Annotated in this window: 21 protein-coding genes and 1 tRNA gene; 14 read left to right on the top strand and 8 right to left on the bottom strand. The window is 68.7% G+C overall.

Annotated features, from left to right (window positions below; genetic code table 11):
- Positions 1-2 precede the first annotated feature (2 nt).
- Together ACQUST_RS04605 and ACQUST_RS04600 are read left to right on the top strand one after the other, a co-directional pair.
- On the top strand, positions 3-251 hold the full coding sequence (locus ACQUST_RS04605) for a YhbY family RNA-binding protein (protein WP_435125504.1): 249 nt from the start codon (positions 3-5) through the stop codon (positions 249-251).
- On the top strand, positions 248-1171 hold the full coding sequence (locus ACQUST_RS04600) for a mechanosensitive ion channel family protein (RefSeq protein ID WP_435125503.1): 924 nt from the start codon (positions 248-250) through the stop codon (positions 1169-1171). The genes ACQUST_RS04605 and ACQUST_RS04600 overlap by 4 nt, the downstream gene beginning before the upstream one ends.
- 77 nt (positions 1172-1248) lie before the next feature.
- On the opposite strand, the gene ACQUST_RS04595 is transcribed toward ACQUST_RS04600, so the two are convergent.
- Entirely contained in the window at positions 1249-2394 is a 1146-nt protein-coding gene (locus ACQUST_RS04595; protein ID WP_435125500.1) for an acyl-CoA dehydrogenase, read from the bottom strand.
- Between the two features lie 236 nt (positions 2395-2630).
- Here ACQUST_RS04595 and ACQUST_RS04590 point away from each other — a divergent pair, with 236 nt between their 5' ends.
- Positions 2631-3707 (top strand): phytoene/squalene synthase family protein, encoded by a 1077-nt coding sequence (locus ACQUST_RS04590; RefSeq protein WP_435125498.1) that lies wholly within the window; start codon positions 2631-2633, stop codon positions 3705-3707.
- Between the two features lie 13 nt (positions 3708-3720).
- Here ACQUST_RS04590 and ACQUST_RS04585 read toward each other — a convergent pair whose 3' ends face one another.
- The gene (locus tag ACQUST_RS04585) at positions 3721-4287 is read right to left on the bottom strand and encodes an NUDIX domain-containing protein (RefSeq protein ID WP_435125496.1); all 567 of its coding nucleotides are present in this window, start codon (positions 4285-4287) and stop codon (positions 3721-3723) included.
- A 201-nt stretch (positions 4288-4488) separates the two neighbouring features.
- Here ACQUST_RS04585 and ACQUST_RS04580 point away from each other — a divergent pair, with 201 nt between their 5' ends.
- Both ACQUST_RS04580 and ACQUST_RS04575 read left to right on the top strand, forming a co-directional pair.
- The gene (locus ACQUST_RS04580) at positions 4489-4683 is read left to right on the top strand and encodes a DUF1918 domain-containing protein (protein WP_435125493.1); all 195 of its coding nucleotides are present in this window, start codon (positions 4489-4491) and stop codon (positions 4681-4683) included.
- A 363-nt stretch (positions 4684-5046) separates the two neighbouring features.
- Positions 5047-5742, top strand: coding sequence for a response regulator transcription factor (locus ACQUST_RS04575; RefSeq protein ID WP_435125490.1), 696 nt, complete (start codon positions 5047-5049; stop codon positions 5740-5742).
- 46 nt (positions 5743-5788) lie between these two features.
- On the opposite strand, the gene ACQUST_RS04570 is transcribed toward ACQUST_RS04575, so the two are convergent.
- From ACQUST_RS04570 to ACQUST_RS04560, 3 genes are all read right to left on the bottom strand, one after another.
- A complete protein-coding gene (locus tag ACQUST_RS04570) occupies positions 5789-6943 on the bottom strand; it encodes an acyl-CoA dehydrogenase family protein (protein WP_435125488.1) in 1155 nt (384 codons plus the stop codon).
- A gap of 173 nt (positions 6944-7116) precedes the next feature.
- A complete protein-coding gene (locus ACQUST_RS04565; protein ID WP_435125485.1) occupies positions 7117-8340 on the bottom strand; it encodes a pyridoxal phosphate-dependent aminotransferase in 1224 nt (407 codons plus the stop codon).
- The gene (locus ACQUST_RS04560; RefSeq protein WP_435125483.1) at positions 8337-8828 is read right to left on the bottom strand and encodes an Lrp/AsnC family transcriptional regulator; all 492 of its coding nucleotides are present in this window, start codon (positions 8826-8828) and stop codon (positions 8337-8339) included. The genes ACQUST_RS04565 and ACQUST_RS04560 overlap by 4 nt, the downstream gene beginning before the upstream one ends.
- A 197-nt stretch (positions 8829-9025) precedes the next feature.
- Between ACQUST_RS04560 and ACQUST_RS04555 the strand changes: the two genes are divergently transcribed.
- Positions 9026-9451 carry an EamA family transporter gene (locus ACQUST_RS04555; RefSeq protein ID WP_435125481.1) on the top strand — a complete coding sequence of 142 codons (426 nt, stop codon included), beginning with the start codon at positions 9026-9028 and terminating at the stop codon, positions 9449-9451.
- Positions 9452-9540: 89 nt separating this feature from the next.
- Entirely contained in the window at positions 9541-10101 is a 561-nt protein-coding gene (locus tag ACQUST_RS04550) for a thioredoxin family protein (protein ID WP_435125478.1), read from the top strand.
- A gap of 30 nt (positions 10102-10131) precedes the next feature.
- Here ACQUST_RS04550 and ACQUST_RS04545 read toward each other — a convergent pair whose 3' ends face one another.
- On the bottom strand, positions 10132-10593 hold the full coding sequence (locus ACQUST_RS04545; protein ID WP_435125475.1) for an RNA-binding protein: 462 nt from the start codon (positions 10591-10593) through the stop codon (positions 10132-10134).
- A 198-nt stretch (positions 10594-10791) separates the two neighbouring features.
- Complete coding sequence (gene guaB, locus ACQUST_RS04540) at positions 10792-12276, bottom strand: IMP dehydrogenase (protein ID WP_435125473.1); 1485 nt, start codon at positions 12274-12276, stop codon at positions 10792-10794.
- 267 nt (positions 12277-12543) lie between these two features.
- Here guaB and ACQUST_RS04535 point away from each other — a divergent pair, with 267 nt between their 5' ends.
- The 7 genes from ACQUST_RS04535 (at position 12544) to ACQUST_RS04505 (ending at position 17534) form a co-directional block, all read left to right on the top strand.
- Positions 12544-12756, top strand: coding sequence for a hypothetical protein (locus ACQUST_RS04535; protein WP_435125472.1), 213 nt, complete (start codon positions 12544-12546; stop codon positions 12754-12756).
- Between the two features lies 1 nt (position 12757).
- Positions 12758-13693 (top strand): DUF5794 domain-containing protein, encoded by a 936-nt coding sequence (locus tag ACQUST_RS04530; RefSeq protein ID WP_435125469.1) that lies wholly within the window; start codon positions 12758-12760, stop codon positions 13691-13693.
- Between the two features lie 120 nt (positions 13694-13813).
- Positions 13814-14038: a DUF5795 family protein gene (locus ACQUST_RS04525; protein ID WP_435125467.1), complete on the top strand. Its 225-nt coding sequence runs from the start codon at positions 13814-13816 to the stop codon at positions 14036-14038.
- A 57-nt stretch (positions 14039-14095) separates the two neighbouring features.
- Positions 14096-14272: transfer RNA gene (locus ACQUST_RS04520), tRNA-Trp, on the top strand.
- A gap of 92 nt (positions 14273-14364) precedes the next feature.
- Positions 14365-14493, top strand: a complete 129-nt coding sequence (locus ACQUST_RS04515; protein WP_435125465.1) for a hypothetical protein — start codon at positions 14365-14367, stop codon at positions 14491-14493.
- 151 nt (positions 14494-14644) lie between these two features.
- Positions 14645-15169, top strand: coding sequence for a hypothetical protein (locus ACQUST_RS04510; protein WP_435125462.1), 525 nt, complete (start codon positions 14645-14647; stop codon positions 15167-15169).
- A 250-nt stretch (positions 15170-15419) separates the two neighbouring features.
- Positions 15420-17534, top strand: a complete 2115-nt coding sequence (locus ACQUST_RS04505; RefSeq protein ID WP_435125460.1) for a minichromosome maintenance protein MCM — start codon at positions 15420-15422, stop codon at positions 17532-17534.
- Here ACQUST_RS04505 and ACQUST_RS04500 read toward each other — a convergent pair whose 3' ends face one another.
- On the bottom strand, positions 17535-17807 hold the full coding sequence (locus ACQUST_RS04500) for a hypothetical protein (protein WP_435125457.1): 273 nt from the start codon (positions 17805-17807) through the stop codon (positions 17535-17537).
- Positions 17808-17846: the final 39 nt, after the last annotated feature.

The following is a 17846-nucleotide window of genomic DNA, read 5'->3' as shown; positions in this document are numbered from 1 at the left end:
GTATGACAGACCAGGACCTGCGGAAGCGGGCACACGACCTCGACGTCACGGTGTGGGTCGGGAAGAACGGCGTCGACGCCGTGGTCGACGAACTCGACGACCAGTTGAAAGACGCCGACCTCGTGAAAGTGAAGTTCCTCCGGGCGGCCCGCGGCGGCACCGACGTGGACGAACTCGCCGCGGACCTCGCCGACCGCGTCGACGCCGACCTCGTGGAGACCCGCGGTAACACGGCCGTCGTTCACAGATGAGCGTGCTGCTGCAGGCGACGGAGACGCCGACGACGTCGCGGAACGCGAACCCGTCGGAGCCGGTCGCGGCGTTCCTCCGGAGCCTCGGCGTCCCGGTGGACATCGCCGCGGTGCTCGGCGCCGCGCTCACGTTCCTCATCGTCCTCGTCGTGTTCTACGTCGTCGGCCGCACGTTCGTGATTCCGCTGGTCGACCGGGTGCTCGACCGCCGCGGCCTCGAGCCCCACGCGAAAAAGCCGCTGAAGAAGGTCGCGAACGTCGCCGTCGTGTTCGTCGGCGTCGCCGTCGCGTTCGGCTTCGCGGGCTACGGCGACTTCCTGCAGTCGCTCGCCACCATCGCGGCGGCGGCGACGCTCGCCATCGGCTTCGCGCTGCAGGACGTCATCAAGAACTTCGTCGCCGGCGTCTTCATCTTCACCGACCGGCCGTTCCGCATCGGCGACTGGATCGAGTGGGACGGCAACTCCGGCATCGTCGAGGACATCTCGTTCCGGGTGTCGCGCGTCCGCACCTTCGACAACGAACTGCTGACCGTCCCGAACTCCCATCTCACCGACGGCGTCATCAAGAACCCGGTCGCGAAAGACACGCTCCGGCTGAAGTTCGTGTTCGGCATCGGCTACGACGACGACATCGACGCCGCCACCGAAATCATCGTCGAGGAGGCCGACCGCCACCCCGACGTCCTCTCGGACCCGGCGCCGTCCGTCCGGCTCACCGAACTCGCCGACAGCTACGTCGGCCTGCAGTCGCGCGTCTGGATCGCGAACCCGTCGCGCGCCGACTTCGTGAAGACCCGCGCCGAGTACGTGAAGAACGTCAAAGAGCGGTTCGACGAGGAGGGCATTGAAATCCCGTTCCCGCAGCGGGACCTCTCCGGCAGCGTCGAACTCAACGCGCCCGCGGAGTTCTCCGAGTAGCGCGGCGGCGCCGCCGCGCCGACCGCCCCGTGGCTGCTCGCAGACGATTCACCGACCGCTCGGTGATTGTTCGCCGACTACTCGTCGAGGACTTCGCTCGCGATGGTGTTCCGCAGAATCTCGCTGGTGCCCTCGTATATCTCGTTGAGCTTGGCGTCCCGGTAGTACCGCTCAACCGGGAAGTCCTTCGTGTAGCCGTAGCCGCCGTGAATCTGGATGGCTTCGTTGGCGACTTCGCGGCTCACCTCCGAGGCGTACAGTTTCGCCTGCGCGGCCTCCTTGATGAACGGCTGCCCGCGAATCTTCAGGTCCGCGGCCTTGTGCATCAGCAGCTCTGCGGCCTGCACCTTCGTGTCCATGTCCGCGATCTTGTGCTGGATGGACTGGAACTGCGAAATCGGGCCGCCGAACTGCTCGCGTTCGGTCGCGTAGTCGGCGGCGGCGTCCAGCGCGGCGCGGGCGATGCCGACGCCGCGGGCGGCGATGGTGATGCGGCCGCCGTTCAGGGTTTTGAGCGCCTGCACGAAGCCGTCGCCCTCGTCGCCGAGGAGCCGGTCCTCGGGGAGCCGCATGTCGTCGAACCGGAGTTCGGCGGTCGGACAGCCCTTGTCGCCGAGTTTGTGCTCGGTGCCTTCGACGATGAAGCCGTCGTCCTCCTCGGGCCGCACGACGAACGACGAGATGCCTTTGTTGCCGGCGTCCGGGTCGGTCTTCGCGAACAGCGTCACGGTGTCCGCGACCGAGCCGTTCGAAATCCAGAGCTTCCCGCCGTTCACGACGTACTCGTCGCCGTCTCGCTCCGCGGTCGTCTCCATCGCCGGGACGTCGGAGCCGGCGCCGGCCTCCGAGAGCGCGAACGCGCCGACGTCGTCGCCTTCGGCGAGCGGCGTCAGGTACTCCTGTTTCTGGTCCTCGTCGCCGAAGGCGTACAGCATGTTGCCGGCGAGGGACGTGTGCGCCGCGACGACCGTGCCGAGGCCGCCGGAGCCGCGCGAAATCTCCGCGAGCCCGATGGCGTAGCTGTGGTAGTCGAGGTCGGCGCCGCCGTACTCCTCCGGGAACGGCATCCCCATGAGGCCGAGCTCCGCCATCTGGTCGACGAGGTCCGCCGGGAATTCGTCGGTCTCGTCGATTTCGGCCGCCCGCGGGACGACCTCCTCGTCGACGAACTCGGCGACGACGTCGCGAATCTGCTGCTGCTCCGTCGACAGTCCGAAATCCATGTCCGTGTCTGCGGCCCGCCAGGATTAGGAGTTTCCGGTGGGTCGGCGGCGGGCCGGTCGAACGCCGCGGGCCGGGCAGCCGGAGGTGGCAACTCGCTGAACTACCGTCTGCGGCGGCGCTGACGCGGCGAGCGACGCGGTGAGTCGGCGTCGACGCCGCCGTTCGTGACAGCGGCTCGACAGACAGTCGCCCCGCACCACTTTTTAACCCTGCTTCCGTAGACACCTTCATCCGAATGTCCGACGCCGACCGCCCCTCCGTGAACGACCCCGGCGCCGACCTCGCGTGGTGTCACGACGCAGTCCAGGGCGTCTCACGGACGTTCGCACTGACCGTAGACGTGCTCGACGAGCCGATGTCGTCGTACATCTGCCTCGGCTACCTCGTCTGCCGCATCGCCGACACGGTCGAGGACACCGACCGCATCCCGCCGGACGAACAGGCCGAGCTGCTGCGCACCTACGACGCCGCGCTCGACCCCGACGACGACACGACCGCCGCCGACTTCCGCCGCGACATCGACGACCACCTGCCGCCGGCGGACGACCGCTCGGCCGACTGGGAGACCGTCGACGAGGTCGAGCGGGTGTTCGCGACGTTCGAGGCGTTCCCCGAGGACGTCCGCGCGGCCGTCGTTCCGCCGGCGCGCGAGATGGCGACCGGGATGGCGACGTTCGTCGAGCGGTACGCCGACACCGGCGGGCTCCGCATCCGCACCCGCGAGGAGCTCGAAGAGTACTGCTACTACGTCGCCGGCACCGTCGGGAACCTCATCACGAACCTGCTCACCCGCGGCGACGTCCGTGACGAGCGCGCCCGCCGGCTCGCCGAGACCGCCGAGGAGTTCGGGCTGCTGCTCCAGCTCGTCAACGTCGCGAAGGACGTCCACGACGACTTCGAAGAGGAGAACAACGTCTACCTGCCCGCGGAGTGGCTCGCCGAGGAGGACGTCCCGCAGGAGGCCGTCACGGACCCGGAACACCGCGACGGCGCCGCGTCGGTCGTCGGCCGCACCGCGTCGTTCGCGCGGAGCTGTCTCGACGACGCCCAGACGTACCTCGAACACGTCCCGCTGGTCGACGGGAACACGCTGCAGGCGTGGGCCATCCCGTTCTTGCTGTCGGTCGGGACGCTCCGGGAGCTGTCGGCGCACCCCGAACGCGCGGTCAACGGCGAGGGCGTCAAGGTGAGCCGCGAGGAGGTGTTCGCCGTCGTCACCGCGATGTCCGACCACGGCCGCGGGTCGCTGCCGGAGCTCCGCGAGTCCATCGCCGCCCAGCCGTTCCACCGGGCGCCGTCGACCGCGGACTGACGGCGCGGCGCGGCTACGCGAACCCCTGTTTTTCGCGCCACGCCTGGAGGTCGGCGCGGTCGCGCGTGTCGGCCGGGAGCGTCGAGAACCACGACGCGGCCGAGATTTCGTCGTCCGGGTCGCGCACCTCCGGCGTCGCGTCCGGGTCGGCCTCAGCGGCGAACACCGGGAGGACCCCCCACAGTTCGTGGTCGTCGCACGCGACGGCGACGCGGTTGCAGATGGCGAGGCCGTCGTACTCCGCGTCGACGCCGGCCTCCTCGGCGAGTTCGCGTTCGGCGGCCTCACGGAACGTCTCGTCGTCGCGGACGCCGCCGCCGGGGACGACCCACTTGTCGACGCCGTCGTGCCGGACCAGAAGCAGGTCGCCGTCGGACCGGTAGACGACGGTGTGCGCGCCGAACGGGGCGCCGGTCCGCTTCACGCGGTCGGCGAGCGTCCGGAACCGGGCGCGCGAGACGGTCCTGCTGCGCTCCCACCTGAGGTAGTCGTCGTACTCCGCGTCGAGGCGGTGGGCGGCGCGCTCGGCTGTCTGCCGCGCCTCGTCCGCGAGGAACCAGAGGTCGTCGAGCCCGGTCATGGCGGCGGCGTCGCCGGAGGGTGGTCGGTCGGCTGTACTGGACGCATACGTTGCGGTTCGTTCCGGCCGGAAAAAGAGGCTTCGACGCCGGCGGACTCCGCCGCCGGACGGACAGAGTGCCGAGCGGAGTGCCGGGGCGCGCCTCGGGCCGTGCCGACGCCTTTCAGCGGCCTTTTGTACGGCGGCCGTAAAGCGGGAGGTATGACCGAGTTCGACAAGGAGGACCGAGTCGTCCTGCACGACGAGCACAGCGAACACGACGGCGAAACCGGGACCGTGACGCAGGTCATGGAGACGATGTTCGGCGACGCCACCTACACGGTCAGCTTCGAGGAGGGCCAAGAGCAGGGCGTCCCCGCCGACCAGCTCGAAGCCGCCGACGAAGACGAAGAGTAGCGCCGCACCGCGCTTTTCCTGCCCGTCCGAATCCGTCGGAGCGACGCCGCCTCGCGGACCGGCAACAGCGGCGCAGTCCCGCCGACCGCGCAGCGACCCGTCCCGCAAACGGAACCGACGTCGTCACCGTGCGGTCGTCCGGCCGACGGCGGACGCGTCTCGGAGTCGGACAGTGGTGCCGGTAATTCTGTACGGACTGACCCGGCGAGGGACATGATTTACGTACCGGGAGGGGAAGGAGACACGTGATGGAAGGGCGAAGCGAACAAGGTCGGTTGCTGCGGGCCGGCGTCGGAGCGACGCCCAAGGGGTATCTTGATATGTCCCGGTCTGTCAGAACCGTACGAGCCGCCCCGCCGTATCATGAGTGAGAAAGGCCCTGCGTCGACCGACTCGCCCGTCGTCCTCGTCGTCGAGGACGAGCCGGACCTCGCGAACCTCTACGCCGCGTGGCTCGGCGACGAGTACACAGTCCGCACCGCCTACGGCGGCCGCGAGGCGCTCGAACAGCTCGACGACGACGTCGACGCCGTCCTCCTCGACCGACGGATGCCGGGGCTGTCGGGCGACGAGGTGCTCGTCGCGGTCCGCGACCGCGGCATCGACTGCCGCGTCGCGATGGTCACCGCCGTCGAGCCGGACTTCGACATCGTCGCGATGGGGTTCGACGACTACCTCGTCAAGCCGGTGACGCGGGAGGCGCTCGTCGACACCGTCGAGGGGCTGTTGCGCCGCAGCCAGTACGACTCCCGCGTCCAGGAACTGTTCGCCATCGCCTCGAAGAAAGCCGTCCTGGAGTCCGAGAAGGGCCGGACCGCGCTCGAGAACTCCGAGGAGTACCGCGAACTCGAAAACCGGGTGAAGGAGCTCCGCGAGGAGCTCGACCAGACCGTCGACGAACTCGGCGACCACGGCGACTTCGAGCGCATGTTCCGCGACATCGGCACGGACGCCGAGGAGGCCGACGGCGAGGACGCGGAGACGGACGGCGAAGACGGCGACAAAGAAAGCGAGGGCGACGAGGACAGCGAAGACGGCGGCCCGACGTTCGACTTCTGAGGCGACCGAACCGGATCGCGGTCGCGAATAGGACTGGCGTGCGGCGTTACGGACCGTTCTCGCGCAGTTCGCGGGCGATGATGTTCTTCTGTATCTGCGTGGTGCCCTCGTAGATCTGCGTGATCTTCGCGTCGCGGTAGAACCGCTCGACGTCGTGGTCGTTGACGAAGCCGGCGCCGCCGTGTAGCTGGACGGCGGTGTCGGCGACGTCGACGGCGACGCGGGAGGCGTACTCCTTCGCCATCGACGCGAGCCGCGTGAGCTTCTCGGCGTCGTTGTCGACGCTCCACGCCGCCTCGTAGGTGAGGTTCCGGGCGGCGCGCAGGTCGGTGAACGCCTCGGCGAGTTCGTGTTGCACCGCCTGGAACTCGGCGACGGGGCGACCGAACTGCTCGCGTTCCTGCGTGTACTCGAGGGCGCGCTCGGCGGCGCCGCGGGCGATGCCGACGCCCTGTGCGGCGACTGCGGTCCGGGTTTCGTCGAAGAACTGCATCTGCTGGGGGAACCCCATGCCGCGCGACCCGACGAGGTTCTCCTCGGGGACGCGGACGTCGTCGAACAGCAGCTCCGCGGTGTCGCTCGCGCGGATGCCGAGCTTCCCGGTGATCTTGTCGGCCTCGAAGCCGTCGCGGTCCGCCTCGACGACGATCTGGGAGAAGCCGAGGTACCGGTCGTCCTGGTCGGGGTCCGTCTCGCAGAGCACGACGAAGTGGTCGCCGACGGAGCCGTTCGTGATCCACATCTTGGTGCCGTTGATGACCCACTCGTCGCCGTCCTTCTCGGCGCGCGTCGACACCGACGACACGTCGGAGCCGGCGTGCGGCTCGCTGATGGCGGCGCCCATGACGGCGTCGCCCTCGCAGACCGGGCGGAGGAAGCGCTCCTTCTGCTCGTCGGTGCCGAACGCGACGAGCGCCTCCGAGCCGAAGCCGGCCGAGGAGACGCAGAGGCCGATGCCGGGGTCGACGGCGAACAGCTCCTCCGTGATGAGCGCGAGTTCGAAGGCGTCGTAGCCGACGCCGCCGTACTCGACCGGCGCGTGCGGCGCCAACAGCCCCATGTCGGCCGCCTTCTCCACCACCTCCGTCGGGTAGGACTCCTCGGCGTCGTGTTCGGCGGCGACGGGCGCGATTTCGTTCTCCGCGAACCGCCGGACCTCCTCTTTGAGCTGTCGTTGCTCGTCGCTGAGCGCGAACTCCATGTGAACAGATCACGCGGCGGTCGTCGTAAGTCCGGTGGAACGCTGAACATCGAGTCAGCGGTTGTTCGGCCGCGGACGGCTCCGCGTCGGCTCCGGCGACGTGCGTTCCGCGGCCGCCGTCGCCGCGCCGGTTCCGGGAACGGACGAACCGCGGCCGCCGTCGCAGCGTCGCCTCAGTCCCCGCGGTCGTCGAGGAACGCTTCCAGCCGCGCGGTCGCCTCCTTCAGGCCGTCCATCGACGTCGCGTACGACAGCCGGAGGTGGCCGGCGCCGGTCTCGCCGAACGCCGACCCGGGGACGGCGGCGACGCCGGCCTCCCGCAGCAGCGTCTCCGCGAACGCCTCGTCGTCGCCGTCGGGGTGGACGTCGGTGATTCTCGGGAACACGTAGAAGGCGCCGCCGGCGTCCGCGACGTCGAGGCCGAGTTCGCGGAGCCGGGACGTGAGGTAGCGCCGCCGCCGGTCGTACTCGCGGCGCATCGACGCGACCTCGTCGTCGCAGCGCTCGATGGCGGCGACTGCGGCGTGCTGGGCCGTGGTCGGCGCCGACAGCATCGCGTACTGGTGCACCTTCGTCATCGCCTCGACGGCGTCCGGCGGCGCCATCGCGTAGCCGAGCCGGAGCCCGGTCATCGCGTACGCCTTCGAGAAGCCGTTGACGACGACGGTGCGTTCGCGCATCCCGGGCCGAGTCGCGACCGACTCGTGGTCGCCGCCGTAGGTGAGCGCCGCGTAGATTTCGTCCGACAGCACCAGCAGGTCGTTGTCGACGCAGAACTCCGCGACCGCGTCCATCTCGTCGGCGGACATCGTCGCGCCGGTCGGGTTGTTCGGGTAACACAGCACCAGCGCGTCGGCGTCGTCGGCGCCGGCGTCGCGGAGCGCCTCCGGGGTGAGCGACCAGTCGTCGCCGTGGTACGTCGGCACCGTCAGCGGGTCGCCGCCGGCGAACCGGACGCCCGGCTCGTACGACACGTACGTCGGCCCGGGGAGCGCGACGGTGTCGCCGGGGTCGACGAACGCCCGCAGCGCGAGGTCGACGGCCTCGGACGCCCCGGTCGTCACCAAGATTTCCTCGTCCGGGTCGTAGTCGTGGCCGTACCGGGCGACGCGCTCGGCGATGGCGCCGCGGAGCTCGCGGGTGCCGCGGTTCGCGGTGTAGCTCGTCTGGCCGCGTTCGAGCGACTGGATGGCCGCCGACCGGGCGGGCCACGGCGCCGTGAAGTCGGGCTCACCGACGCCCAGCGAGATGACGTCGTCGCGGGTCTCCGCGATCTCGAAGAACTTCCGGATGCCCGAGGGCGCGACCTGCGTGACGCGGTCGGCGGGCGTGAACCGGCTGCCGGCCGCCTCGCCGACGCCGGCGCCGTCGGCGCGCCGCGGTGGGTCGCCTGTCATGGCGTCACTGAGAGCCGGTCGTCGTCGTCCCCGTCGGTGAACGGGACGCCGCGCTCTTTGTACGTCTCCATCACGTAGTGCGTCACCGTCTTCGTCACCGCCGGCAGCGGCGCGACCTCCTCGGAGACGAACCGCGACACCTCGCCCATCGAGTCGGCGGAGACGTGGACGGCGAAGTCGTAGTCGCCGGACATGAGCCGGAGCGAGTCGACGTAGCCGGACTCCGCGATGCGGCGTGCGACGTCGTCGTAGTCCGTCTCGCGGTCGAGCTGGACGTTTACCTCAACGATGGCGGCGACGCGCTGCTGGTCCGTCCGGTCCCAGTCGATGAGCGCCGCGTAGCCGCGGAGGACGCCCGCCGCCTCCAGTTCGTCGAGGCGTGCCTCGACCTCCGCCTCGTCGAGGTCGGTCTGCCGTGCGAGGTCCGCGGCGGACTCGCGGGCGTTCGCGGCCAGGGCGTCGAGCAAGGAGCGCGTCTGCTCGTCCATGGTTCCGGGTATCCGCCCCCGGGGAAAGCGGTTTCGCCCGGCGCAACTGTTCGGCCCCGACGCGACTCCCGGGTCGACATGGGGCGGGGACGCCGCGAACGCCGCGCCGCGTGCGACGCCGCTGTCCGGCGCGGCTGTGCGGCGCGGCTCCGGCCGACTCCGAACGGCTTTCAGTCGTCGCCGTGGACCACGAACCGATGAACTACCTCCCGTGGGCCGTCGTCGCCTTCCTGTCGTACTCGATGGTCGCGCCGCTGATGCGGGTCGCGACCAGCGGAACGAACCCGATTCCGAGCAACGTCGCGGCGCTCGTCGCGAACGTCGTGCTCGTCGTCGCGACGTTCGCGGTCATCACCGTCAGCGGGGAGGGGCTGGTGACGTACCTGGACGACCCGAAGATCGGCTACGTCGTCGCCGCCGGGTTCTGTCTCGCGGTCGGCATCCTGTCGTACTACCGGGCGCTGTCGATGGGGCCGGTGTCGCTGGTCGCGCCGGTGTTCGCGATGTTCTTCGTCGCCTCCTCCGCCGTCGGCATCGTCGCGCTCGACGAGCCCGTCACGGCGCGGAAACTCGCCGGCATCGCGCTCGCCGCCGTCGCCGTCGTCCTCGTCGCCGGCGAGTGATTCTGCGGCGCCGTCGGGTGACTGTCCGGACCGGCGCCCGGTGACCGGTCGGCGAGAAGGTTTTCGTGCGCTCGAACGAACACGGCGGTATGGTGTTGACCGAGTCCGACTCGGAGCTCGGCCGCGGCGACGCGGCGCCGGAGTTCGAACTGCCCGGCGTCGACGGCGAACGGCACTCCCTCGACGACTTCGCGGACAGCGACGCGCTGCTGGTCGTGTTCACCTGCAACCACTGCCCGTACGCGCAAGCGAAGTTCGACCTGCTGAACCGCCTCGCCGACGAGTACGACGACTGCGCCATCGTCGGCATCAATCCGAACGACGACGACGCCTACCCGGAGGACTCCTTCGAGAAGATGCGCGAGTACGTCGAGTCGGGCCGCATCGACTACGACGCGTACCTCCGCGACGAGTCGCAGGCCGTCGCGTCGGCGTACGGCGCGGTCTGCACCCCCGACCCGTTCCTGTTCCGGAACACCGGCGACGGCTTCGAGTTGGCGTACCACGGCCGGCTGGACGACGCGCTGAACCCCGACGACGAACCGGAGCACGTCTACGTCCGCGACGCCATCGACGCGGTGCTCGCCGGCGACGACGTGAGCCACGACGACATGCCGAGCCGCGGCTGCTCCATCAAGTGGAAGAACTGAGCCGGCGCTCCGGGTCGAACCGAGCCGGCGCTACGCCTCGGCGTCGCGGCGCGGTCCGTCCTCTTCGGCGAGCAGTTCGAGGGTGTCGCGGGCGTTCTCCACGGCCGCCTCGTGTTTCGCCGGGTACGCTTCGACTTTCGCGCGCAGCGTGAGCCCCGGGCCGAGACGGGGCTCGCCGCCGAACGCGGCCTGCTTGTCGAGCCGCAAGAACAGCGAGTTGTTCTGGTCGACGCGCTCGTCGAGTTCGGACTGCACCCGGTCGAGTTCGGGGAGCTCCGAGAGCACCGAGAGGACGTGCCGGACGTCGTCGGCGTTCTCGACGCGCGCGGACAGCACGACGATGCGGTCGCCGTGGTGCCCCTCGTTCTCGACGCGCTTCACGTCGTACTCCTCGGGGAGGAACGTCCGGAGCGCGTCCTCTACGCGCTTTTCGTCCTCCGTCGCGTAGCAGAACGCCCGCAGGTCGACGTAGTGGAACGGAATCGCGGCCATTACCGGACGTAGGCGGGTCGCCCTGAAAAGCGTTCGACTCTCCCGGCCCGGGACGGACAGCCGGGAACGCGGGGGATTCGGGCGTCAGTCGACGCCGAACCAGGCTGAGACTCCGGCGGCGAACGGCTCGACCGAACCGCGGCAGAACGCCGGATTCGACACGACCGGACGCGGCCCGAGGCCGGCCCGAACGCGGCGCTACTCGGGGGTGTAGTTCGGCGCTTCGTCGGTGATGGTGACGTCGTGCGGGTGGCCTTCGGTCTGGCCGGCCTGCGAGACGCGGATGAACTCGGCGCGCTCCTTGAAGCCGGGGAGCGTCTCGGCGCCGACGTACCCCATCCCGGAGCGCATGCCGCCGACGAGCTGGTGGAGTTCGTCGGAGAGCCGCCCCTTGTACGGCGTCGCCGCCTCGACGCCCTCGGGGACGAACTCCTCGTCCTCCTCGGCGTCCTTGAGGTAGCGGTCGCCGCCGCCTTCGGACATCGCGCCGACGGAGCCCATGCCGCGGTACTGCTTGTAGCGCTTCCCGTTCATCGTGATGACGCGGCCCGGCGCCTCGTCGGTGCCGGCGAAGTACGAGCCGAGCATGACGGCGTCGGCGCCGGCGGCGATGGCCTTGATGGCGTCGCCGGAGTACCGGATGCCGCCGTCCGCGATGACCGGGACGCCCTCGGGGGCGGCGACGTCCGCGACCTCCGAGACCGCCGTGATCTGCGGCATGCCGGCGCCGGAGACGACGCGGGTGGTACAGATGGAGCCGGGGCCGATGCCGACCTTGAGGCCGTCCGCGAAGTCGACGGCCGCCTCGGCGGCCTCTCGGGTGCCGACGTTGCCGACGACGACGTCCGCCTCCACGGTGTCCTTGATGGCGCGCGCCGAGTCGAGGACGTTGAGGTTGTGCGCGTGCGCGCAGTCGATGAACAGCACGTCGGCGCCGGCCTCGTCGGCGGCGACGGCGCGCTCCTCCTCGAACGGGCCGACGGCGACGCCGACGAGCAGCGCGCCGTCGTCGTCGCGGGCGGCGTTCTCGTGTTCGCGGCGGGCGAGGACGCCCTGCATCGTGACGAGGCCGACCAGCCGGTCGTCGTCGTCGACGACGGGGACGCGCTCGATCTTGTGGTCGTACATCAGTTCGAGCGCCTCCCGGGCGGTGACGTCCTCGCCGGCCGTGATGACCTCGTCCGTCATCGCCTCCTTGACGGCGTCGGACTCGCCGACTTCGAGGAACGGCCGGATGTCGGTCGCGGAGATGATGCCGAGCACGCGGTCGTCGTCGTCGACGACGGGCGCGCCGGAGACGCCCTCGCGGCCCATCATCGTGTCCACTTCGCTGACGGTCTGGTCGGGGGAGGCCGTGACGACGCTCTCCCGCCGGATGACGAGCTCGTCGGCGCGCTTGACGCGCTCGACCTCCGCGGCGGTCTCCTCGACGGTCATGTTGCGGTGGAGGACGCCGAGGCCGCCTTCGCGCGCCATCTCGGCGGCGAGGTCGCTCTCGGTGACGGTGTCCATCGCCGCCGACAGCACGGGGATGTTGAGTTCGACGTTCCGCGAGACGCGCGTCGACACGTCGGCCTCGTCGGGCTCGACGCGGCTCTCTTTCGGGCGCAACAGGACGTCGTCGAACGTCAGCGCCTCCGGCACCTCCAGTTTCTGCGAGAATGGTCGGTCGTCGTTCGCCATATCAACGGTGCTTGCGCCCACCGCAAAAACGTTGCGAGCGCCGGCGGCTACGCCACGTTCTCGCACGGGACGGCGTCACAGCCGCGCGCGACCGACGACCGGTGCAAAGGTTGCCCGAATCGGTGCCGATGGTCGACTGTTCGACGCCGATTCCGGACGAGAAGTTGGAAATCGACACCTCAGTTTTAAATCCCTCCGTCGTTCTTCGTGTGCTGTGCGGCCGTGTCCCACGCAACGCTTATTGTGTCAGTCGAACGTGTTTCGTGTATGGACTCCGAGTCCCGCTACGGTACCGGTACTGTCGGTCAGGTGAGCGTCGACGCCGCGCTCTCCACATTTACCCGGCAGACCAAACCGCAGGGGAACCTCGGAATCGAAGGCCGCTGCTGGCTCTTCGGGTTCGGATTCCGCTCACACGCGCACGCGGACTCGTATCCCGATCGCCGTCAGGCCGCCGGTGAGGCCCGCCCCGCCCGCTGAAATGAGCACCTCACGGCACCCAGTCGCCCTCCGGCTCGAACGGCACGTCAGCGGCCCGACCCGGCTGCTCGCGACCGTGATGGCGCTCCCGCTCGTCGACGGGATCTTCCCGGCGCTCGTCATCGCCGGCGCGCTCACGGTCCCGTTCGGCATCGTCGAGACCGGCGTCCTCATCTTCGGCGGCTCCGCCACCGTCGCGGTCGTCCTCGCCGAGATGGAGGGGACGCCCCGCGAGAACGCCCTGTCGATTCTGCTGCTCGGCGCCGTCCTGATTCCGGTCGCCGCCGTCGAAGCCGCGCTCGCCCAGTCGATACGGACGTTCATCGACCCGGTCGTGTTCCACCGGTTCGCGGCGCTCGTCATCGTCGCGGTCGCCGCGAAGACCGCGAGCGCCGAAATCGGCGAGTACCTGCCGCGTCCCGGCGCCATCATCGGCCTCGGGCTGCTCGCCTCCGTCCAGCCGGCCGGCGCGAAGCTCATCTTCGAGCCGGAACTCGGACTGCTGCTGCGCGCCGCCGCGGCCGCCGCTGTCGGCGTCGGATTCGCGCTCGCCGTCGCGCTCGCCGGCGACCGGCTCCGCGACCACGTCGACATCGACCGGTTCCGGTTCGGCTCCGCCGTCGCGCTCGGCACGCTCGCACTCACCATCGCCAACGTCGGCATCGACACGGAGGCGCCGGTCGCGCTCGCCGTGCTCTGTGTCACCGCCGTCTTCTCGTACGACCCGTCGCCCGACTCCGCGCCGCCCGGCGCCCCGACGAACGCCGACGGCGTCGCGACCACCGACGGCGGCGCCGACGACCCCGCAGCCGACGCCGCGACCGACTCCGCAGTCGACACGACCGACCCGACTCCCGAACCGAACGCCGGCATCGACCCCGTCGACGCCGACGACGACCAGAGCAGCGACCAGCCGTCCCGCGCACCGTGGCTGTAGCCGGCCGGAACTGACTCGGCCGACCTGGCCGCCACGACCAACCCAGTTGACCCGGTCGGGACTCCGCCGCCGGACGGCGAGACCCGCGAGTTTTAGGCGCCGCGCCGCCACGGAACCCGCATGAGCAACCGCGTCGTCGAAGGCCGCATGGTCACGCCGAAAAAGCTCGCCGAACTCATCGAAGACGGCTCCGTCATGGAAGCCGAAGCCATCGAGGACGCCGACCGCGACTGCCCCGACTGCGGCGGCGACGTCCTCCAGGTCGGCTACATGCCGTCAGTCACCGAATTCGTCACGGGCTACAAGTGCCAAGACTGCGGCTGGAGCGACACCGACCGCGACTGACCGCCCGACACAATCGAAATTCCTTTAGGGTGCTCCGGCCAACGACGAGACGCGAGCGGGGTCGTGGCCAAGCCAGGTATGGCGACTGACTCCAGAGGCAGACCGCCCGGTGACGAACTCCAGACTGATATACCGAGCGACCGACTGATCATCGGCCGCGACGACGACCCTCTGGAGGACCGAGGCGCGACCGGAGATATCAGTCAATCGGGGGTTCAAATCCCTCCGACCCCATTTGAAATAAAAGTATTGCGGAGGCCTCTGCCGCTACTAACCTCACGTAAACAGCCTCCGCAGCCCACGCGGCACCCCACGAGGTGGTCCGCGTGAGCACCGAATCCTCCCCCGCCGACACCACCACCGCCGAGCCAGCGGTCTGCGAATTCTGCGGGTTCGTCATCGACGACCCCCACAAGCAGTGCCCCGCGCTCCACAACGGCGGGTGTCAGCCGTGAGCGTCGACGACGTTGCGACCGGTCCGTACTGCAGCCGGCTCGGCTGCCGGAGCCGCGCGGACCGCGTCGTCCAACACCCTGACCACGGCGAGCGGCCGCTGTGCACCGACTGCGCCACCCACGAAGACTACCCGACCGTGAGGTGGGTCGCATGACCGACGACCCGACACTCGACGAACTCGCCGACGAACTCGCGAGCGCCCAACAAGACATCACCGGGCTCCGTCAGCTCGTCGTCGAACAAAACCAGTCCATCGAAGAACTGGAGGCCGAGCTGCAGCAGGAACGCAAGAAGCGGCTCGCGCTCGAAGAACGCGTCGCCGCCAACGAAGACGCGAACGAAATGGTCGTGTCCGTCGCCGAGAACAGCGGCACCAAATACGGCGAGTACGCCGCCGTCGTCCTCCGGACACTGCACCGTGAGGCGACGAAGAGCACCTCAAACACGGCGTCGATGGACGCCAAGAAATGTGAGCACACCCTGCAGTCCCGCATTGACCGGACGAACACGTACCGGCTGATGCGGAAAATCGACGAGTGGGCGGAGTCGCCGGCAGTTTACTGGATTGAGAACCCGGACGCGTCGTCGAACAAGCGACTCGTCGTGGACCTCGACGAGGGCGAGGTACCCAAGCGGATTAAAGGCCACCCAGTGACGGAGGCTGGAGCAGTATGACACGGGCTCAGGAGAGTGTGTACGGTACAACACACTGGGCGGAGGGGAAGCCCCCGCCGACACCGCCGAATCGACGAGCCGCCTGGTGAACCGGCTCGAAACCGACCAACCCAACCCAACAAAACACCATGTTTGCACGAACGATTAGTTGCAGGTACGCTCGCCAAACGCTCGCCACGCTCTCTGTGCTGGACGTACAAGACGTCTCAGCCGTGTGTTGTAGTCTACACACGGGTTACGGAGGTGTGGCATGAACGACCCAGCCGCAGACGACGTCGACACTGCGCTGCAGTTCCTTCGGGAGTACTGCAGCGACGACGTCCAAGCGCTCGCCCAGCGCTACCCGTCCGAACAGCGGTCACTGTACATCGACTGGCACGACCTCGAACTGTTCGACCACGACCTCGCGGACACGTGGCACGACACGCCGGAGCCCGTCCGGGACGCGTTTGAGCAGGCGCTGTCGCAGTACGACCTTCCGGCCGGCGGGCTTTCCGCGGAGACGGTTCACGCCCGCCTCCACCACCTCCCCGAGTACCACACGTACTACCCAGGGAGTTTTTCACCGACCGATCACGGCGGCGACTACGTGGCGTTAGAAGGACAGATCGCGAACCGCACCGATACGTACTCGGAGATCGTCGAGGCCGCGTTCGAATGCCAGCGCTGCGGGACGAAAAGCTTCATTCCGCAGACGGAAGGCGGGTTTTCGGAGCCGCACGAGTGCCAGGGCTGTGAACGCCAGGGGCCGTTCCGGCTGCTCACTACCGAATCGAAGCTGATCGACGCGCAGAAACTCCGGATTGAGGAGCCGCCGGAGCTCGTGCAGGGCGGGGATGCGTCGAACGTCGACGTGTACGTCCGTGACGACCTGGTGGGGCAAGCGGATTCCGGGGACCGCGTGAAGATCGCGGGTGTGCTGCAGCTTCGGCAGCTCACCAGCGGGAACGAGAAGAAGGCGCGGCTGGAGCCGTACATGGATGGCCGTGCGGTCACGGTGAAGGAGACCGAGTTCGAGGACATCGAGGTGAGCGACGAGGAGGAGCAGCGGATTCGTGAACTTGCCGCGTCGGACGACCCCGACATTTTCTCGCAGGCAGTGGACAGCATGGCGCCGTCCATCGTCGGCGAAGAGTATGAAGACATCAAGCTCGGGCTGTTCTTGATGCTGGTCGGGGGGACGAAAGCGGAGTTGGCGGACGGGACGACTGAGCGCGGTGACATCCACGAGTTGATGATCGGTGGGCCGTCGACTGGGAAGTCATCGCTGATGAAGGCGGTGCAGTCAATTGCGCCGCGGTCAGTGTCGGTGTCGGGGGACAACGCGTCGAAAAGCGGTGTGACGGCGGCTGCTGTTCGCGACGACTTCTCGGAAGCCGGGGAGTGGACGCTCGACCCAGGTGCGCTGGTGCAGGCGAACGGCGGCGTGGCGTGCATCGACGAGCTGGATAAGATGCCGCCGGAGACGCGGAAGTCGCTGCATGAGGCGATGGCGAACCAGACGATTCCGGTGAACAAAGCCGGGATTAACACGGTGCTGCCGGCTGAAACCGCGGTGTTGGCTGCCGGGAATCCGAAGAAGGGTCGGTGGGATGTGTCTGAGGAGGTGACTCAGCAGATCGATTTCGACTCAACGATTCTCAGCCGCTTCGGCCTGATTTGGAAGTTGACGGACACGCCGGAACCGGACCGTGACCGGAAGATCAGCGGCGCCGTGACGACGCGGAAGGATCACGCGAAACGGAAGAGCCGGACCGACATCGAGGCGACGGTCGCGGATGGCGGCAGCGTTGAGACTGACCCGGCGATCCCGGCGGACCTGCTGCGGAAGTACATCGCGTACGCGCGCCGAGAGGTCTCGGATCCGGTGTTCGAGTCGCAGGCGACCCGGGAGAAGATTCAGGAGGCGTACGTGGCGCTGCGCGCCGCGAACGGCTACGACGTTGACGCCGCGGTCCCGATCTCTTCGCGGAAGCTGGAGGATATCGTCCGGTTGTCCGAGGCGGCTGCGCGCGCGGAGCTCAGCGACGTCATCACGAAGCGACACGTCAGTATCGCGCAGCGGCTGGTCGGTGCGAGCATCCGGCAGTTCGGGATGAACGACGACGGCGAGATGGACGTCGACATCATCGAGACGGGGACGTCGAAGACGCAGGAGGAGCGGAAGGAGACGTTGAAGGAACTGATATTTGAGGAGCAGCCGTCGGAAGGTGGCGTCGACTTAGGGCGTGCGTGTAAGCTGGCTCACGAGCGGCATGACATCGATCCGGATACGGCGCGGTCGGAGCTGGAGTCGATGCGGGAGTCTGGGCGGCTGTATTCGCCGGATGGGGGCCGGGAGACGCTACGGGCCTGGTCGTCCTGACTACTCGGCGTGATCGGTGTCGTTGAGTCGGGTTTCGAGTTCTTGGACGCGGTTTTCGAGTTGTTCGATGCGGTCGTCGCGGCTGGGTTCGCAGACGACGTCGTGGATTTGCTCGTAGAGTTCGGGGCGGTGGCGTTGGATGAGTGTGATGTCGTCGTCGAGCTGGTCGATGCGGCCGCGGACGCGTGAGAGGTAGGTGCTGGTTTTGTTTGGGTCGTCGATGGCGCCTTGGATGGCGTCGCGTTCGGCGTCGGTGAGGAGTGCGCGGCTCATCTGGTCTTGGCCGTCGGCGTGGCGTGACATATACGGTAC

Origin of the sequence: Halobaculum sp. D14, from assembly GCF_051195135.1 — an archaeon.
In the GTDB taxonomy this organism is placed as follows: domain Archaea; phylum Halobacteriota; class Halobacteria; order Halobacteriales; family Haloferacaceae; genus JBNTKA01.
Note: the sequence above shows the minus strand (reverse complement) of the source record. Positions and strands in the feature narration are given on the sequence as shown.

What these genes read in the sequence shown, in the direction of transcription:
- ACQUST_RS04605 (WP_435125504.1), top strand. Translation starts at nt 3, where the DNA reads ATGACAGACCAGGACCTGCGGAAGCGGGCACACGACCTCGACGTCACG.
- ACQUST_RS04600 (WP_435125503.1), top strand. Translation starts at nt 248, where the DNA reads ATGAGCGTGCTGCTGCAGGCGACGGAGACGCCGACGACGTCGCGGAAC.
- ACQUST_RS04595 (WP_435125500.1), bottom strand. Translation starts at nt 2,394, where the DNA reads ATGGATTTCGGACTGTCGACGGAGCAGCAGCAGATTCGCGACGTCGTC.
- ACQUST_RS04590 (WP_435125498.1), top strand. Translation starts at nt 2,631, where the DNA reads ATGTCCGACGCCGACCGCCCCTCCGTGAACGACCCCGGCGCCGACCTC.
- ACQUST_RS04585 (WP_435125496.1), bottom strand. Translation starts at nt 4,287, where the DNA reads ATGACCGGGCTCGACGACCTCTGGTTCCTCGCGGACGAGGCGCGGCAG.
- ACQUST_RS04580 (WP_435125493.1), top strand. Translation starts at nt 4,489, where the DNA reads ATGACCGAGTTCGACAAGGAGGACCGAGTCGTCCTGCACGACGAGCAC.
- ACQUST_RS04575 (WP_435125490.1), top strand. Translation starts at nt 5,047, where the DNA reads ATGAGTGAGAAAGGCCCTGCGTCGACCGACTCGCCCGTCGTCCTCGTC.
- ACQUST_RS04570 (WP_435125488.1), bottom strand. Translation starts at nt 6,943, where the DNA reads ATGGAGTTCGCGCTCAGCGACGAGCAACGACAGCTCAAAGAGGAGGTC.
- ACQUST_RS04565 (WP_435125485.1), bottom strand. Translation starts at nt 8,340, where the DNA reads ATGACAGGCGACCCACCGCGGCGCGCCGACGGCGCCGGCGTCGGCGAG.
- ACQUST_RS04560 (WP_435125483.1), bottom strand. Translation starts at nt 8,828, where the DNA reads ATGGACGAGCAGACGCGCTCCTTGCTCGACGCCCTGGCCGCGAACGCC.
- ACQUST_RS04555 (WP_435125481.1), top strand. Translation starts at nt 9,026, where the DNA reads ATGAACTACCTCCCGTGGGCCGTCGTCGCCTTCCTGTCGTACTCGATG.
- ACQUST_RS04550 (WP_435125478.1), top strand. Translation starts at nt 9,541, where the DNA reads ATGGTGTTGACCGAGTCCGACTCGGAGCTCGGCCGCGGCGACGCGGCG.
- ACQUST_RS04545 (WP_435125475.1), bottom strand. Translation starts at nt 10,593, where the DNA reads ATGGCCGCGATTCCGTTCCACTACGTCGACCTGCGGGCGTTCTGCTAC.
- guaB (WP_435125473.1), bottom strand. Translation starts at nt 12,276, where the DNA reads ATGGCGAACGACGACCGACCATTCTCGCAGAAACTGGAGGTGCCGGAG.
- ACQUST_RS04535 (WP_435125472.1), top strand. Translation starts at nt 12,544, where the DNA reads ATGGACTCCGAGTCCCGCTACGGTACCGGTACTGTCGGTCAGGTGAGC.
- ACQUST_RS04530 (WP_435125469.1), top strand. Translation starts at nt 12,758, where the DNA reads ATGAGCACCTCACGGCACCCAGTCGCCCTCCGGCTCGAACGGCACGTC.
- ACQUST_RS04525 (WP_435125467.1), top strand. Translation starts at nt 13,814, where the DNA reads ATGAGCAACCGCGTCGTCGAAGGCCGCATGGTCACGCCGAAAAAGCTC.
- ACQUST_RS04510 (WP_435125462.1), top strand. Translation starts at nt 14,645, where the DNA reads ATGACCGACGACCCGACACTCGACGAACTCGCCGACGAACTCGCGAGC.
- ACQUST_RS04505 (WP_435125460.1), top strand. Translation starts at nt 15,420, where the DNA reads ATGAACGACCCAGCCGCAGACGACGTCGACACTGCGCTGCAGTTCCTT.
- ACQUST_RS04500 (WP_435125457.1), bottom strand. Translation starts at nt 17,807, where the DNA reads ATGAGCCGCGCACTCCTCACCGACGCCGAACGCGACGCCATCCAAGGC.